Annotated in this window: 18 protein-coding genes and 1 tRNA gene; 10 read left to right on the top strand and 9 right to left on the bottom strand. The window is 58.0% G+C overall.

Features of this window, described 5'->3' with window-relative positions:
- The first annotated feature begins 20 nt into the window (after positions 1–20).
- On the top strand, positions 21–920 hold the full coding sequence (locus tag QZ487_RS03025; RefSeq protein ID WP_285976313.1) for an SDR family oxidoreductase: 900 nt from the start codon (positions 21–23) through the stop codon (positions 918–920).
- Between the two features lie 3 nt (positions 921–923).
- Here QZ487_RS03025 and QZ487_RS03020 read toward each other — a convergent pair whose 3' ends face one another.
- Entirely contained in the window at positions 924–2,537 is a 1,614-nt protein-coding gene (locus QZ487_RS03020) for an AMP-binding protein (protein ID WP_296023280.1), read from the bottom strand.
- Positions 2,538–2,680: 143 nt separating this feature from the next.
- Here QZ487_RS03020 and QZ487_RS03015 point away from each other — a divergent pair, with 143 nt between their 5' ends.
- Positions 2,681–3,490, top strand: coding sequence for a LuxR C-terminal-related transcriptional regulator (locus QZ487_RS03015; RefSeq protein WP_285976311.1), 810 nt, complete (start codon positions 2,681–2,683; stop codon positions 3,488–3,490).
- A gap of 162 nt (positions 3,491–3,652) precedes the next feature.
- Here QZ487_RS03015 and QZ487_RS03010 read toward each other — a convergent pair whose 3' ends face one another.
- Complete coding sequence (locus QZ487_RS03010; RefSeq protein ID WP_285976310.1) at positions 3,653–4,186, bottom strand: VOC family protein; 534 nt, start codon at positions 4,184–4,186, stop codon at positions 3,653–3,655.
- Between the two features lie 117 nt (positions 4,187–4,303).
- On the opposite strand from QZ487_RS03010, the gene QZ487_RS03005 reads away from it, so the two are divergent.
- The 3 genes from QZ487_RS03005 to QZ487_RS02995 all read left to right on the top strand — a co-directional run bounded on the left by QZ487_RS03005 (position 4,304) and on the right by QZ487_RS02995 (position 6,893).
- On the top strand, positions 4,304–5,722 hold the full coding sequence (locus QZ487_RS03005) for an aromatic ring-hydroxylating dioxygenase subunit alpha (RefSeq protein WP_285976309.1): 1,419 nt from the start codon (positions 4,304–4,306) through the stop codon (positions 5,720–5,722).
- Entirely contained in the window at positions 5,723–6,481 is a 759-nt protein-coding gene (locus tag QZ487_RS03000; RefSeq protein ID WP_296023278.1) for an SDR family NAD(P)-dependent oxidoreductase, read from the top strand. It begins immediately after the preceding gene.
- Between the two features lie 103 nt (positions 6,482–6,584).
- Positions 6,585–6,893 (top strand): cytochrome c, encoded by a 309-nt coding sequence (locus QZ487_RS02995; RefSeq protein WP_285976307.1) that lies wholly within the window; start codon positions 6,585–6,587, stop codon positions 6,891–6,893.
- 20 nt (positions 6,894–6,913) lie between these two features.
- Here the strand turns inward: QZ487_RS02995 and QZ487_RS02990 are convergent, their stop codons facing one another.
- From QZ487_RS02990 to QZ487_RS02965, 6 genes are read right to left on the bottom strand one after another with little or no spacing between them, the layout of a single operon-like run.
- Positions 6,914–7,834 (bottom strand): SDR family oxidoreductase, encoded by a 921-nt coding sequence (locus tag QZ487_RS02990; RefSeq protein ID WP_285976306.1) that lies wholly within the window; start codon positions 7,832–7,834, stop codon positions 6,914–6,916.
- Positions 7,834–8,226, bottom strand: a complete 393-nt coding sequence (locus QZ487_RS02985) for a nuclear transport factor 2 family protein (protein ID WP_285976305.1) — start codon at positions 8,224–8,226, stop codon at positions 7,834–7,836. The genes QZ487_RS02990 and QZ487_RS02985 overlap by 1 nt, the downstream gene beginning before the upstream one ends.
- Positions 8,227–8,231: 5 nt before the next feature.
- Complete coding sequence (locus tag QZ487_RS02980) at positions 8,232–8,462, bottom strand: lipoyl domain-containing protein (protein ID WP_285976304.1); 231 nt, start codon at positions 8,460–8,462, stop codon at positions 8,232–8,234.
- Positions 8,463–9,449: a pyruvate dehydrogenase complex E1 component subunit beta gene (locus QZ487_RS02975; protein ID WP_296023276.1), complete on the bottom strand. Its 987-nt coding sequence runs from the start codon at positions 9,447–9,449 to the stop codon at positions 8,463–8,465.
- On the bottom strand, positions 9,449–10,417 hold the full coding sequence (locus tag QZ487_RS02970; RefSeq protein ID WP_285976302.1) for a thiamine pyrophosphate-dependent dehydrogenase E1 component subunit alpha: 969 nt from the start codon (positions 10,415–10,417) through the stop codon (positions 9,449–9,451). The genes QZ487_RS02975 and QZ487_RS02970 overlap by 1 nt, the downstream gene beginning before the upstream one ends.
- Before the next feature lie 29 nt (positions 10,418–10,446).
- The gene (locus QZ487_RS02965) at positions 10,447–11,211 is read right to left on the bottom strand and encodes an SDR family oxidoreductase (RefSeq protein WP_285976301.1); all 765 of its coding nucleotides are present in this window, start codon (positions 11,209–11,211) and stop codon (positions 10,447–10,449) included.
- A gap of 230 nt (positions 11,212–11,441) precedes the next feature.
- Here QZ487_RS02965 and QZ487_RS02960 point away from each other — a divergent pair, with 230 nt between their 5' ends.
- Positions 11,442–12,638, top strand: a complete 1,197-nt coding sequence (locus QZ487_RS02960; protein ID WP_296023274.1) for an acyl-CoA dehydrogenase family protein — start codon at positions 11,442–11,444, stop codon at positions 12,636–12,638.
- A gap of 28 nt (positions 12,639–12,666) precedes the next feature.
- Positions 12,667–13,800 carry an acyl-CoA dehydrogenase family protein gene (locus QZ487_RS02955; protein ID WP_285976299.1) on the top strand — a complete coding sequence of 378 codons (1,134 nt, stop codon included), beginning with the start codon at positions 12,667–12,669 and terminating at the stop codon, positions 13,798–13,800.
- 26 nt (positions 13,801–13,826) lie between these two features.
- Here QZ487_RS02955 and QZ487_RS02950 read toward each other — a convergent pair.
- Positions 13,827–13,901, bottom strand: a tRNA-Thr gene (locus QZ487_RS02950).
- Positions 13,902–13,991: 90 nt separating this feature from the next.
- Here QZ487_RS02950 and QZ487_RS02945 point away from each other — a divergent pair.
- Genes QZ487_RS02945 through purE form a run of 3 tightly spaced genes read left to right on the top strand, consistent with a single transcriptional unit; the run spans position 13,992 to position 15,358 of the window.
- On the top strand, positions 13,992–14,138 hold the full coding sequence (locus QZ487_RS02945) for a hypothetical protein (RefSeq protein ID WP_285976298.1): 147 nt from the start codon (positions 13,992–13,994) through the stop codon (positions 14,136–14,138).
- Positions 14,139–14,171: 33 nt separating this feature from the next.
- The gene (gpmA, locus tag QZ487_RS02940) at positions 14,172–14,858 is read left to right on the top strand and encodes a 2,3-diphosphoglycerate-dependent phosphoglycerate mutase (RefSeq protein ID WP_296023273.1); all 687 of its coding nucleotides are present in this window, start codon (positions 14,172–14,174) and stop codon (positions 14,856–14,858) included.
- 17 nt (positions 14,859–14,875) lie between these two features.
- The gene (purE, locus tag QZ487_RS02935; RefSeq protein ID WP_296024104.1) at positions 14,876–15,358 is read left to right on the top strand and encodes a 5-(carboxyamino)imidazole ribonucleotide mutase; all 483 of its coding nucleotides are present in this window, start codon (positions 14,876–14,878) and stop codon (positions 15,356–15,358) included.

Genomic DNA, 15,358 nt, shown 5'->3' with positions numbered 1-15,358 from the left:
CTCAATAGAAAGACCCATTCATGGATGTATCGCAGTTGATGTTTCGCCCCGGCCTGATGGAGAGCGAGCGAATTCTCGTGACCGGAGGCGGTACTGGATTGGGCCGCGAGATGACCGAGGCGTTCCTGAAGTTGGGCGCGACCGTCTATATTTGCGGGCGGCGGCAGAACAAGCTTGATGAGACTGCGCAGGAATTGATGGCCGAACACGGCGGCAAAGTCGTGGGCATTGCTTGCGATATCCGCGATGCCGATGCGATCAACGCGATGATCGACCAGATCTGGGCGGACGGGCCGCTGACCGGCCTCGTCAACAATGCAGCAGGCAATTTCATCAGCCGCACCGAAGACCTGTCAGTCAATGGCTTCAACGCTATTGCCGACATCGTTTTCCGCGGCACGTTCTATGTCACGCACAATGTCGGCAAGCGGATCATTGCCGAGAAGGGGCGCTGCAATGTCCTTTCGATCCTGACCACTTGGGTATGGAACGGATCGGCCTTTGTCGTGCCGTCTGCCATGTCGAAAAGCGCGATCAACACCATGACGCAAAGTCTGGCAGTCGAATGGGGCCGTCACAACATGCGCTTCAACGCCATCGCGCCGGGCCTCTTCCCGACCAAGGGGATGAGCGCGCGGCTCTCCCCCGGCGGGCGCGGCGGCAATTCAAATAATGAGATCAACCCGATGGGCCGCCACGGCGAAATGCACGAGCTGGCCAATCTCGCGGTGTTCCTGATGGGACCGGGCGCGGAATATGTGAACGGGCAGACCATCGCGATCGATGGGGCTGGTTATCAGGCGACCGGCGGCACGTTCTGGTCCACGCTGCAAGGGCTTGGTGATGCCGAGTGGGAACAGCTGCGCGCGATGATCAAAGGCACCAACGCGGCGGACAAAGCGGATCGGGCGACGGGGTAAGTTTTACCCCTCATTCGCGATGGCTTGTGCGGCCTTGTAATCAGGCTTGCCATTGTTCAATCGCAGCGATGTGTCCGTGAAGAAATAGGTGCGCGGTATTTTGTAGCCGGCGAGCCCTTCACGCGCGGCAGTGTCCAGTGCCTCTTGCAGCCCATCCGCATCGCCGTCTGGCTGCACCACCGCCACAACTTTCCGGCCAAAGCGCGGGTCTGGCAGGCTCACGATGCGCACATCCTTCACACCGGCGTGCTCTTGCAGCACTGCCTCGACTTCCTCCGGAAAGACCTTCTCCCCGCCGGTGTTGATGCACATATTGTCCCGCCCGATGAATTCCATCGTGCCGTCCGCGCCCCAGCGCGCCTGATCGCCCGTCATCAAATAGCGCTGGCCATCGATTTCCGGGAAAGTCTTCGCGTTTTTCTCGTCTTCGCCGAGATAGCCGAGCGGCAAGGGGCCAGAGCGCGCGACAATGCCAATGCCATCTTCGCCCGGTTTGATTTCATTGAGATCCGCATCGAAAAGCTTGGTTGAGCGGCCAGGCAGCGCCTGAAACTTGCCGCCCCCGCTCGAACCAGCGGCAGTGGTAATGACAATCGCCGTTCCCGAACTTTCGGAAGAGCCCAAGGCATCAAACACCATCAGCTGCGGATTGTGTTTGATCAGCCGCATCTTATTGCTCTCGGAGAACACCGCGCCAGACGAGGTTACCATACGCAGGCTCTTCATCGCATCGACAGCATCGTCGCGCGCGTCAAGCGCATCGGCCAGCGGCAGAGCGAAGGCATCGCCAACCATGAACAGGTTTCGCGCGCCCAAACGTTTAACCTCGTCAATCGTCAGATCGGCATCGAATTTCTCCGATGGCAGCATCGCCAGCGTTCCACCTTTCAGCAAATGGATCACAGCCGAGAACTGCCCCGCCCCGTGCATTAGCGGGCTAAGCAGCAAGAGCGGCGAGGTGGATGCGGGATGATCGGGGCCGATCTTTGCTGCTTCGGCGGCTTGTTCTTCCAGTGATGTCGCCACGAGAGGCGGCTCCCCCATTCCGCGCTGCCACACTGAAATGCCGAAGGCCTGCCACGCCGCTTCGAATGGCCACATCACGGCTTTGGGCATGCCGGTTGTGCCGCCAGTTGCGGTGAAGAACAGCGCTTGCTTGTGATCGTGTGGCGCGAAATCGGGGGGAGCGACGCTGGACTGCAAGTCCGCCCAACCCGTGCTTCCGACATCAATAGTCAAAGCACCATCAGGCATGGCCGCGCCCGCGCTGTTCGCAAAATCGCTCTCTACAAACAGGGCTTTCAATCCAAAACGACTGAAAATATCCGCCAGTTCGCGGTCCTTGTAATGGTAATTCACATTGACCGGAGTGACACCGGCTTTGATGCATCCGAAATAGGCCAGGATGTAATCGGGCGTATTGCGCAGCATTTGCCCGGCCACATCGCCCGGCTTCAAGCCGCGCGCAGTTAGCCCAGCCGCGATCCGGTCAGTCAGCGAATCGAGCTGCGACCAGCCAACGATCCGCCCCCCCTGCACCAAAGCTGGCCGATCCGGTTCAATGGCCCGGGCTAACGCTTTCAAAGCAATGCCAAAATTATCACCCTGCCAAACCATGACTCGCCATTACTCCGACTCTTTGATAGCGTCCCCTACCTAACAAGTGGCACCGCAAAGAGTGCCTGCCCAAAAAGAGGATAAAGCCAACCTGCACCACCAAGGTGCGTTGGCTGACGTGGAGATGAAAGGACTCAAGTCTCATGGCTGCAGAAATCGTCGAATTGCGCACGCCCCAAGGGCGTGAAAGCCTCAATCAATTGCTCGAACTGGTTACGATCCGTTGTGATGAAGACATTCATGACGCTGCGCTGGCCATTGCGAGGATTGCCGAAGAATACGGCATGCAGGTTTCCATGTGCGATGACATTTCATCGAAAGAGACGATGCTTGATACCGATGGCACCATCCTGAATGCGGACGTGTTCGGATGGGTCGATAATGGGGAACGATGGTGGGAAGATCACCGTCTGGCTTTGAGCTCGCCGCTACCCCGCGCCTGCCGCTACGAAAGCGAGCCTTTCTGGGTCAACGAGCAAGGATTCCACACACGCTGGAAGAATTCCTACCTCGAAGAGATCGACCTTTCGGACTTTGAGAAGCGCTCCATGTGCAAGGCTGCGATCGTTATTCCGGTCCACCTCCCCTTTGGGCAAATCTCCGCGAACAGCTTCATCAGTCTTGATCGCGAGAAAACCGATTTGTCGGAAGAGTTTGCGCTGCACGGCTCTTTATTTTCACAGATCACGCGCCGCTTTATCGCCGGCTATGTTCAAGCTCATCGAACTAAACGCCGGATCCCGTCGGACTGCGTTCTGTCGAAACGCGAGGTGGAATGCCTGCGCTGGGCAGCGATTGGCAAGACTGACAAGGAAATCAGCATGATCCTTGAGCGGTCTCACGCAACGATCCGCTATCACATCCACCGCGCCGGCGAGAAACTGGACAGCGTCAATCGCGCGCAGACCATATTCAAGGCGGGCCAACTGGGGTATCTCGGCGCTTCATCTTGAATTCCGCACGCCATCCGGCGTGCGGCATCCTCGCTCACACGGCCTAGAGGCCCCGTCGCTGCGGGCGGGCTTGCAGGTGACTTTCGGTCAGCTGCGTCTTCGACTTCGCTTCCGCTCTTGCGGCGCTACGCGCCGGTTGGTTGCAAGCCGGAATAGCCTACGTTACCCGAACCGTCGCACCGGCTCGCCGCCATCCCAGTCGACGCTGGCGGCCTTGATGATGCCAAAGAGATCGGGCCCGTCGGTCGCCTGCTGCAATATCTCGACCAGATGGCCGGTGCCTTTGCCGGGATCGACATAGATCACTTCGCTTGTGCCAAACTTGCCTTCGATCACGACTTCGGCGCCTTGCCGGGCGCAAACGCGGCGCGCTTCGGCAATGTCATCAACCAGCATGCAAACGTGGTGCAGCCCTTCGGTTGCGGCATATTCACCCGAATAGATTGAAGGCGCGTCATTCTCCGGCTTGATCAACTCGATCTGGATGTCGCCCCAATAAGCAAGCGCCAAAGTGAATACCGCATCGGTTGGCTCGCCCTTGTACTTCATCCCGTCAAGATGGATGTTTTCTATAAGGTAGAACGGCCCCACCCCCATGGTTTCGGTCCAATGCTTTATCGCTGCGTCGAAATCATCCGGCACAAAGGCCAGCTGCATCACATCGCCCAAGGCTGAAATCGTTTCGCTGCGCGCCATGGCTTGGTACTCCTCTTCAATCCGATAGGATGCGTTGAGCACAGGTTGTGCGATAAAAATGCCAACTAACACTGCGTAAATTGCGAGGGAGATGGCCTGCAGGAGGGTCAAAACGCCATGAACGAGATCAAGAACATCGCTAACGAACCGCGCTGCCCGGGCATGAGCTATACCAATATGCTCGAAGCGGATACCCGCACTCCGCCAGACTATCTGTTCGAGGAAACCGTGGCAGATATGGGGGACGATCCGATTTCGGTCGATCCCTATATCAGCGAGGAGTTCGCCAGGCTTGAGCGTGAGAAACTATGGCCCAACGTCTGGCTGTTTGCGGCGCGGGAAGACGAATTGCCCGAACCCGGCGATACAGTTGTTTTCGAGATCAATCAGAAGAGCTTCCTGATCACGCGTCAACGCGATGGCAGCGTCAAAGCGCTGTATAACGTTTGCCTGCACCGCGGCCGCAAGCTGCGCACCGAAAGCGGAACAACAACACAATTCCGCTGCCCGTTCCACGGCTTTACATGGAAGACCGACGGCAGCTTGAAGGAAATCCCGTGTGAATGGGATTTCGAGCACCTCAAGAACAAGGACATGAGCCTGCCTGAAGCCCGGGTTGAACTGTGGCAAGGCTTTGTGATGATCACAGAGAATTACGATCTGCCAGACTTCAAGACCTGGCTCGGCCCGGCGGCAGCGCATTATGATCGCTATGACATGGAAAACCGCTACACCGGAATGTGGGTGGCGAAGAAGATCCCCGCCAATTGGAAAGCGACTGCCGAGGCTTTCATGGAAGCCTGGCATTCGGTCACCACGCACCCGCAGCTGCTGCCGTTCCTCGGCGATGCGAACAGCCGCTATGACCACATCGGCGATCACTTCAACCGCGCGATCACGCCATCGGGGGTTCTGTCACCGCACCTCGCGGGCAAGGATCAGCGCTATGTGCTCGACAAGATGAACCAGTTCTCCGGCGGATCGGATGCCGATACCAATCGCCGTTTCGCAGCTAGTGAGGAAGGCGGTGATTTTGACGAGAACGATCCGTTGATGGCGCGCAAAGTGCTCGCCGATGCGGGGCGTAAGGGCTTTGCCGAGCAGTATGGTTATGACTATTCCGATGCTTCTGACGCGGAGATTCTGGACAATTTCACGTATAATATCTTCCCCAATTTCAGCCCCTGGATCGGTTATTTGCCGACGCTGTGCTATCGCTGGCTGCCAGGCGACACACCCGATTGGTGCATCATGGAGATCCGGCTGTTGTTCCCGACACCCAAAGGCGAGAAACGGCCTAAATCGGTCGAGCGTCTTTACATCCCTGATGACGAACCCTTTGCCTGGGCGAAAGACACGATGGGTGAAGCATTAGCCGGCGTGTTCGATCAGGACATGGCGAACCTGCCACATGTCCAGACCGGGATGAAGGCGATGAAGGACGGCATGATGGAGTTGGGCCATTATCAGGACAGCCGCGTGCGCCATTTCCAGACCACGCTGATGAAGTATATCAACGGCGAACTGCCTGCTTAAGTGGGCGGTTTCTCGTTCGATCTGAGCGGGCGCAACGCGCTGATCACCGGCGCATCATCCGGCCTTGGTGCGCGCTTCGGGCGCTTGCTCGCTGAGGCCGGTGCGCAGGTCGCTTTGGGAGCAAGGCGCGCAGATCGTTTGCAATCACTGGCCGACGAAATCGGGGATCGCGCGCGCGCGGTGCAGATGGATATCATGCGCGAGGCCGACATTATAGCTGGTTTCGATGCCGCAGAAGAAGCCTTCGGCGGCGTGGTCGATACCGTGGTCGCCAACGCCGGGATTGACGGTGCGGGCATGGCAACATCAATGCCTGAGGAAGAGATCGAGCGCACTCTCAGCGTGAACCTGAAGGGTGCGATCCTGACTGCGCGCGAAGGCGCGAAGCGGATGATCGCAAACAAGGTGCCGAACGGACGGATTGTGATGATCGCCTCGATCACAGCTTTTGAGCCCTCGCCCGGCCTGGTCGCTTACTCCGCCAGCAAGGCCGGGGTGATACAGGCGGCGCGCAGCATGGCGCGCGAATGGGCGCGCACAGGCATTTCTGTAAACACGATTTCGCCGGGCTATATCCGGACTGATATCAATGCTGATTGGTTTGATACTGAGCCGGGCAAACGCCAGATGGCACGTTTCCCGCGCAAGCGTTTGATGGGCGAAGAGGGGCTCGACGCGGCTCTGTTGATGCTGTGCTCTGACGCCGCCGAATACATCACCGGCACAGATTTTGTGCTTGACGACGGACAAACGCTCTAAAGGGCTTCAGGCCTTGGGAATCCCGCGATCGTCATAAAGCCCAAGGTAGGAGACGCTTGTGTTTGGTTGCAACACTGCGATAACCTGCGGGTAAGGGGGCCATATGCTGCTCATCGCGTCGTGCGTGACCGATCGCGATGCGAACGCTCTTTCGGAAAGTGCGGCTGATGGCCGGGCTTTTGCTCAGGCGAATTGCGCCAGCTGCCATGCGCTGGAAGACGGAGTTTCGCCAAACCCGAATGCGCCCAGCCTTCGCCGAGCGGCCAAAAGATTGCCGGATTGGGCAATAGAGGCATCGTTCGAGCGTGGAGTTCAAATCGGGCATTCGATGGAAATGCCAGCCTTCGTATTCGAAGACGGCGATATCGCCAATTTGCTCGCCTATCTCGAAACGCTCAAAGAAAAAGACTGAGTGGTGGTGATAGACGGGTTCTAACCCAGCCCGGCCGTCCAGTCCTTCGACTTCGCCCAGTCCAGATGCGAGGTGTGCTCCATTCCCAGCAAGTCGCGCGCACCTTGCGGATCGACCAGCAGAGGCGACGTGGGCTGCGTGTTATAGAATGAATAGAACTTCGCCATCCCGTCATAGATCGATAGCGGCTGCACTTCGCGCGAGCCGGTGACAAGCTCGCTCATACGGGCGGCGAATTCTTCCGGCGCGAGGCTCTGAAACCGCACCGGTCGCCCGATCGCCTCGGTCAAATTGGCCGCAACCTGGTCGCCCGTCAGCGCCTCCGGCCCGCCCAGCGGCACATGCAGGCCGTCCGCCGCATCGGTTTGCAGCGCGCGGCGCATCGCCTGCGCCACGTCCTCCAGGCACACCCAGTTGATCAGCAAGTCAGGCTTGGCAGGATAGGCAAAGATCCCGTCGCGCATGATCAAGGGCCGCGTCCAGATGCGGTACTGATTGTCCATGAACACGGTCGGCTCAATGAACACACACGTGATGCCGGTTTCTTCCAGCGCGCGCTCTATATCGCGCCTGCCATCATGCGCCGACAGGTCAAGATCGTGATCCGCAACATAGCAGGCGGTGTTGAAGACGATCTTCTTCAGCCCTGCGCGCTTTGCCCCTTCGGCAATGCATTTCCCGAAATGCGCAGCTTTGGCCCGGTCAAACTCGAAAGGTAGGTGGAACGCGGCGGCATCCTGGCCTTCAAATGCCTTAGCCATCGCATCCGCATCAGTGATGTCGGCGTGTACCGTCGGCAAGTCAGGCCATGGCGTGTCTTTCATCGCATCCGCACGCCGAACGCCCGCCGTCACTTCGAACCCAGCGCCCAGCAGTTCCGCGACAAGTGGCTGCCCCTGATCGGCCGGCGCGCCGAGCACGCACACTCTTGTAATTGTCATCAGCTTGCAGCTTTCCGCGCGACTTCGTCTGCGTCGAAATAATGGATGCGTAGCGACTTCATCAGCCCGTCTTCAAACTCACCCATTTCGCACACGGTCTGGCTAAACGTTTCGCCGCCGCCCTTGGGCGTCATGGTCAGGGTCAGCACCGTTACCGCATGAGTATCGCCGCCGGTGATGTCGTGAATGTCGACCTTGGCCTCTGCCCATGTGCCATACATGGCCGCCGCGCAGCGTTGCAGCGCGTCTTTCCCCCGCCATTCGCCGGCAAAGGGCAGGCAATCAGCCTCGTAAAGCACGAAGTCGGGATGCAGCAGCGACTCCACCTTGTCCCAGTCACGCGCGCCAGCAGCGGCGTAAACAGCGGCCTGTATCTCGCGAGGACTAGCCATCAGCGCTACTCAATGGTGCCAATAACTTCGCCGACCTTGTATTTGACACCCTCTTCGCCGGTTGGCCTGATAATGCCAGTAGCTTGCGCTTCAATCTCGACCGTCGTCTTGTCGGTTTCAGCAGTGTAGATGATGTCCCCCTTGGTCACAGCTTCGCCATCACCGAACATCCATTCGGCCAGAATTACTTCTGTCGCGCTCATGCCTAGCTTGGGAATGCGAATTTCTTCAGCCATTTACGCCTTCCCTACGCTCACTTTGATCTGGTTCACGATATCGCTCTTTTGCGGGATCCAGGCCTGCTCCAGATGCGATGCGAATGGCACGGCAGAGAACGTCCCGCCGATCCGGCGCACCGGACCTTTTAGCTTGTCCCAGCATTTTTCCTGGATGTTCGCAGCGATTTCCGCGCCGGTTCCGAAGGGGCGAACCGCTTCGTGCAGGATCAGCGCGCGGCCGGTTTTGTTAACCGATGCAAGCACCGTGGCCTCATCATAGGGCGCGATAGTGCGCAGATCGATGACCTCTACGCTGATGCCTTCTTTGTCGAGCTCGCCAGCCACTTCCAGCGCATCCAACACGGTACGGCCATAGGTGATGAGGCTGATATCGCTGCCTTCCTTAGCCACAGCCGCCTTGCCCAAAGGCACACGGTAGCCGGGGCCAGGGTCTTCCGAAGTCAGGCCATAGCAAAGGATATTCTCGATAAAGACCACAGGGTCATTGGCGTCGATGGCCGAACGCATCAGACCGCGTGCATCGGCTGCGTTCGACGGGGTGACCACATGAATACCGGCGACATGGGCGAACCATGCCTCAAGCATGTCCGAGTGCTGTCCGCCAAAGCCCACACCCACGCCAGTGGTAGTGCGAATCACAATCGGACATGGCGTCTGGCCGCCTGACATGAAGCGCAATTTCGCGGCGTGATTGACGATCTGGTCCATGCACACGCCGACAAAGTTCATCAGCATGATCTCTGCGATCGGGCGTTGCCCGGCGAGAGCGGCACCCACCGCGGCGCCAATAATCGCGGTTTCGGAAATCGGCGTCGCACGGATGCGGTGCTCGCCGTATTTTTCGGTCAGGCCAGAGGTGATCTTGAACACACCGCCTCCTTGCTTGGCGGCCACATCTTCACCCAGGCAGAACACGCCGTCATCTTCGGCCATCGCCTCGTCAATCGCGAGGTTCAGAGCCTGCGTCATGGTAATCTCAGCCATTACGCCGTCTCCTCAAGCACGTCTTTGTAGATTTCATCAGTGTCCGGCAGCGGCGCATCAAGCGCGTGCTGGACCGCTGCGTCAATTTCCGCATCGATATCAGCCACGATCTTGTCGAGCTCTTCCTCGGTGAACTGCCGCTCAAGCATGACTGCACGCAGTTTGGGCAACGGATCTTCGCGCTTCATTTCCTCGATATGCTCTGGCGGCATGTAAGAAAAATCCGAGCCGAAGAAGTGACCCATCATGCGGTAACACATGGCCTCCACCAGCACTGGCCCCTTGCCCGAGCGGGCATGCGCAACCGCCTCTTCCATCGCAGGGTAGATCTGGTTCACATCATTGCCGTCAACCTTGATCCCTTTCATGCCATAGCCGGCGGCGCGGCTGGAAATGTCGGGGCTGTCGGTGTGATCGGCATAGGCAGTATGCTCGCCATACCGGTTGTTCTGGCACAGGAAGATGACAGGCAGCTTGTAGAGCTGCGCCATGTTCATAGCCTCGTGAAAGCCGCCGATATTGGCGGCGCCATCACCGAAGCTGACCAGAGTTACACGCCCGTCACCATTATTCTGGCTCGCCATTGCAAGGCCATTGGCAATCGGCAGGCCGGAGCCGACAACACCGGTCGTCACCATGATCCCGGTGTCGGGATCGGTGATATGCATGGTGCCGCCCTTGCCTTTGCAAGTGCCCGTTGCCTTGCCAAGGCATTCTCCCCACCATTTCTCGATCGGGATGCCTTTGGCGGTCTGCTCGCCCTGTCCGCGATAGGTGCAGACGACGTAATCGTCTTTCTCCAGCGCAGCCATGGCGGCGGCGGACACAAGTTCCTGCCCGCGCACACAGTAATACATCACGGCAACCTTGCCTTGCATCAGCAGCTGGCGGAATTTTTCATCCGTGCGGTTCACCTTCATGGTGCGGGTGTAAACATCGAGCAGCTTGTCGCGGTCTATCTCAGCCATAATTTGGCCCTTCCTGTGCGGTGATTGGATTAAAACTGGACGCGCTGCGTAAAGCCGCCATCGACGACGATGTTTGCCCCGGTCATGTACGGCACCGCCGGGCTGGCAACGAAGACGACCGCTTTGGCCACTTCTTCGTCATTGCCGAACCGACCCATTGGCATTTTGGCGAGTGTCGCATTGAACAGCTCTGGCATCACGCCTTCGATCACTTCCCAATTGCCGCCGGGGTAATATATCGCACCCGGGCTGACGCAGTTTACTCTGATGCCCTGCGGCGCGAGAGCTTGTGACAGTTGAGATCCATGTGTGATCAGCGCGGCCTTCAGCGCGTTGAACGCTTGTGGCGCGACAAAAGTCTCTAGCGCGGCGGTCGATGACATCAGAACAATCGAGCCGCTGTCTGATTCAGCCAGATGTGGGGTCAGCACTTCGATGGCGTGGACCGCGCCCAGAATGTCCATATCAAGGCCGTTCTGCCAATCTCCGGTGCCGCCTGTTCCGGAAGAACTGGCCATGTGCACGAAGATATCGCAGCCGCCCAGCGCCTCTGCCGCGTCGGCAACCCATTTCTTATAATTGTCCGCGCCGTCAGCCATATCGACAACTGAACCATGCACTTTGCCGGAGCCAGCCGCATCAATCTCTTTCGTCGCAGCTTCAATCTTGTCTTCCTTGCGGCTCATGAAAGCAACGTCCGCGCCTTCAGCAGCAAACAATTTGAGCGATGCGAGGCCCAGCCCATGTGCACCGCCATTCATGATGACTTTCTTGCCCTTTAGTCCGAGATCCATCGCTTAATTCTCCCAACTGATTGATTGTTGAGAATGCGATAGCGAAGGCCGCCAAGCGCAGTAATCGTCAAAAGTGTTGGGGGCGGGGCCGCAATGTCGCAACAATTGCCGCTAGGGCATCCTAGATCGCGCGTGCTCAGGATCAAATAACTGCCATTTGGCCTTTAAGCATGCACATTCACGTGCCACAATTGAGGTGCAACAACGACTCGTTTTGAGAGAGGGTTCTGATGAATCTGGAATTCACAGCAGAAGAAATCGCATTCCGCGAAGAAGTGCGTAGCTTTATCGCGGAGAACTATCCCAAGCATCTGGGTGATACCGGATTGCGCGAAGATCTCGCGCCGGAAGACTTCGTCGCCTGGCACAAGGTTCTGGGTGAAAAGGGCTGGTCCGTCCCAGCGTGGCCGGTGGAATATGGCGGCACCGGCTGGACCCCGACGCAGCGCTACATCTGGTCAGAAGAGAACGCGCGCGTCAACGCCTTGATGCCGCTGCCATTCGGTGTCTCAATGGTCGGTCCGGTGATCTACACCTTTGGCAATGAAGAGCAGAAGGCGCGTCATCTGCCCGGCATTCGCAGCGGCGATGTATGGTGGTGCCAGGGCTATTCAGAGCCAGGTGCTGGTTCGGACTTGGCTTCACTCAAGACAACCGCGGTGCGCGATGGCGATCACTATGTGATCAACGGGCAGAAGACGTGGACCACGCTGGCGCAATATGCCGATTGGGGCTTTTTCCTTTGCCGCACTGATCCGGATGCCACCAAGCCGCAGGAAGGCATCAGCTTCATCCTGATCGACATGAAAACACCGGGCGTTGAAGTCAAGCCGATCAAACTGATCGATGGCGGCTATGAGGTCAATGAAACCTGGCTGACCGATGTGCGTGTGCCGGTCGAGAATCTGGTCGGTGTAGAGAACAAGGGCTGGACCTATGCCAAATTCCTGCTTGCGCACGAACGCAGCGGTATCGCCGGTGTTGCGCGTTCGAAGCGCGGGGTTGAGAAGCTGCGCGAAATCGCAGCGAATGAAACAATCGATGGCGAACCGCTGATCAGCGATTTCAATTTTGCACGCAAGGTAAGCCAGTTGGAGATCGATCTGGCCGCACTGGAAATCACAGAGCTGCGCACGCTGGCCGGCGAACAAGCGGGCAAGGGCCCTGGCCCGGAAAGCTCGATCCTCAAGATCAAGGGGACAGAAATCCAGCAGCGCCTGACCGAGCTGACATTGGAAGCCGTCGGCAGCTATGGCACGCCGATGTATGGCAGCATTGCCGATACCGGATCGAATGAATATCCGATCGGGCCCGACTATGCGCAGCATTCAGCCGCGACCTATTTCAACATGCGCAAGACATCGATCTACGGCGGATCAAACGAGATTCAGCGCAACATCATCACGAAAATGATCCTCGGCCTTTAATACCATAGCGATACGCGGAGAGAAACACGTGGATTTCAATTTCACCGAAGAACAGGAAATGGTGCGCGACGGATTGTCGCGACTGATGCGCGAACAATATGGCGCAGAGACGCGCCGCGAAGTGATCGCAAGCGAAACCGGCTGGCGCCCCGAAATCTGGGCGCAGCTTGCTGAGTTGGGTATCCTAGGCATGCCGTTTTCAGAGGAAGATGGCGGCTTCGGCGGCGGCGCGATCGATTCGATGATCGTGATGGAAGAGTTCGGCAAAGGCCTGGTGGTCGAGCCATTCGTGCCCACTGTTGTGTGTGCTGGCGGATTCTTCAAACATGCGGGTACAGCGGCGCAGAAGGAAGAACATATCGGTGCCATCGTCTCTGGCGAACGGATTTACGCCTTCGCCTATGCTGAACCGCGCGGGCGCTATGATCTGGCGGATCTGCAGACGACTGCGAAGAAAGACAGCGACGGCTATGTCCTCAATGGGCACAAAGCAGTCGTGATAGCGGCACCTTGGGCGAGCCATCTGATTGTCACTGCGCGCACCAGCGGGGAACGCCGCGACAAGGACGGCATCTCTGTATTCGTGCTCGACAAGTCAACCGATGGCGTGGTCACTCGCGATTACGAAACTGTCGACGGTCGCCGCGCGTCGGAAGTATATTTCGAAAATGCAAGCGTGCCCGCTGACGCGCTGATTGGCGAAGAGGGCGGCGCTTTGCCACTGATTGAACGGATCACGGATGAAGCCATCGCCGCGCAATGCGCGGAGGCATGCGGCGCAATGAAAGTCGCAAATGCCATGACGCTGGAATATTCGAAGCAGCGCAAGCAATTCGGCGTGCCCATCGGCAAGTTCCAGGTGCTTCAGCACCGCATGGCGGACATGTTTACGGAGTATGAGCAGTCAGTTTCGATGAGCTATCTGGCAACACTCAAACTCGACGCGCCCGAAAAAGAACGCAAACGGACTGTATCCGCCGCCAAGGTGCGCGTCGGACAGGCCGCGCATCATATCGGGCAGGAAGCGATCCAGATTCACGGTGGTAATGGTATGACCGATGAATACGCCATAGGTCACTATTTCAAGCGCCTTACGATTTTCGATTCCGAATTCGGGAATATCGACCATCACATGAAGCGGCATATAGCACTCGCTTCCTAGGTCGATGTCTGTGATTGGGGGGTGAATGGTGCCACGAGAGAGAATTGAACTCTCGACCTCACCCTTACCAAGGGTGCGCTCTACCACTGAGCTACCGCGGCGCCTGTTCAAGACGCGCGCCTATTGTCTCGTGCGCGCCCATTGTCAAGCCATGCTTGATGTGGGCATCACTTAGATGCAATGCGTTTCGTATGAGTGAAGATGCAGACAAGAATATGTCGCGTGAGGAGCGATTGGCGGAAAAATTGCGCGAGAACCTGCGCCGCAGGAAATCTCAGGCCCGCAAAATGACCGAATCACGCGGGGAAACGCTTCCCAAAGGCGAACAGGGAAGCTAACGAGGCGTGCTCCTGAGACCTTGCGGAGCAATCATGCTAAAATTGATCCTTGTTCGCCATGGCCAAAGCCAGTGGAACCTCGAAAATCGTTTCACCGGTTGGTGGGACGTCGACCTGACCGACAAAGGCGTTGAAGAGGCGATGGCGGCAGGTGCGTTGATGCAGGACAAGGGCGTATTGCCCACACGCGCCTTCACCTCGTTACAGACCCGCGCGATCAAGACGCTGCATCTGGCGCTGGGCGTGTGCAACCGGTTATGGATCCCTGAGACCAAGGACTGGCGCCTGAACGAGCGCCACTATGGCGGGCTGACAGGTCTCAACAAGCAGGAAACGCGCGAGAAGCATGGCGATGAGCAAGTGCATATCTGGCGCCGCAGCTTTGATGTGCCGCCACCGCCAATGGAGCCGGGCAGCAAGTATGATCCCGGTGCCGATCCGCGCTACGAAGGCATCGATGTACCTTACACCGAAAGCCTGAAGCACACCATCGAACGTGTATTGCCTTATTGGGAAAGCGATATTCTGCCGGTGCTGGCGAGTGGTGAAACTATGATCATTTCCGCACATGGCAACAGCTTGCGCGCATTGGTAAAGCATCTCTCGCAAATCTCGGATGAGGACATCACCGGGCTGGAGATTCCCACCGGCCAGCCGATCATCTATGACTTTGACGACAACATGGTGCCGAGCGAGCGGTACTATCTGAAAGACAGCTGAGAAAAGCGAGACATATGATGGGGGGCAAGGTCGCAATCATTATGGGCAGCCAGTCAGACTGGCCGACGATGAAGCGTGCTGCAGAGGTACTGGAAGAGCTTGAAGTCGAGCACGAGGCGCGCATTGTTTCCGCACACCGCACGCCCGACCGGATGAGCGCCTTTGCCAAGGGCGCAGAGGGCGAAGGGTTCGATGTCATCATCGCGGGCGCAGGCGGCGCTGCACATCTGCCTGGCATGGTAGCGGCGATGACGCATCTGCCGGTGTTGGGTGTGCCGGTGCAATCCAAAGCTTTGAGCGGGCAAGACAGCTTGCTTTCGATCGTACAAATGCCGGCCGGCATCCCCGTCGGCACGCTCGCGATTGGCGAAGCGGGCGCAACCAATGCCGGGCTGATGGCGGCGGCGATCCTCGCACTACAGGATGAAGATTTGTCCGAACGCCTGCAGGATTGGCGCGCGGCGCGCAGCGCGGCGGTGGCGGAACGTCCGACGAACTGA

Source organism: uncultured Altererythrobacter sp. (assembly GCF_913057185.1).
In the GTDB taxonomy this organism is placed as follows: Bacteria; Pseudomonadota; Alphaproteobacteria; order Sphingomonadales; family Sphingomonadaceae; genus Erythrobacter; species Erythrobacter rubellus.
This window is presented reverse-complemented; position numbering and strand designations above follow the sequence as displayed.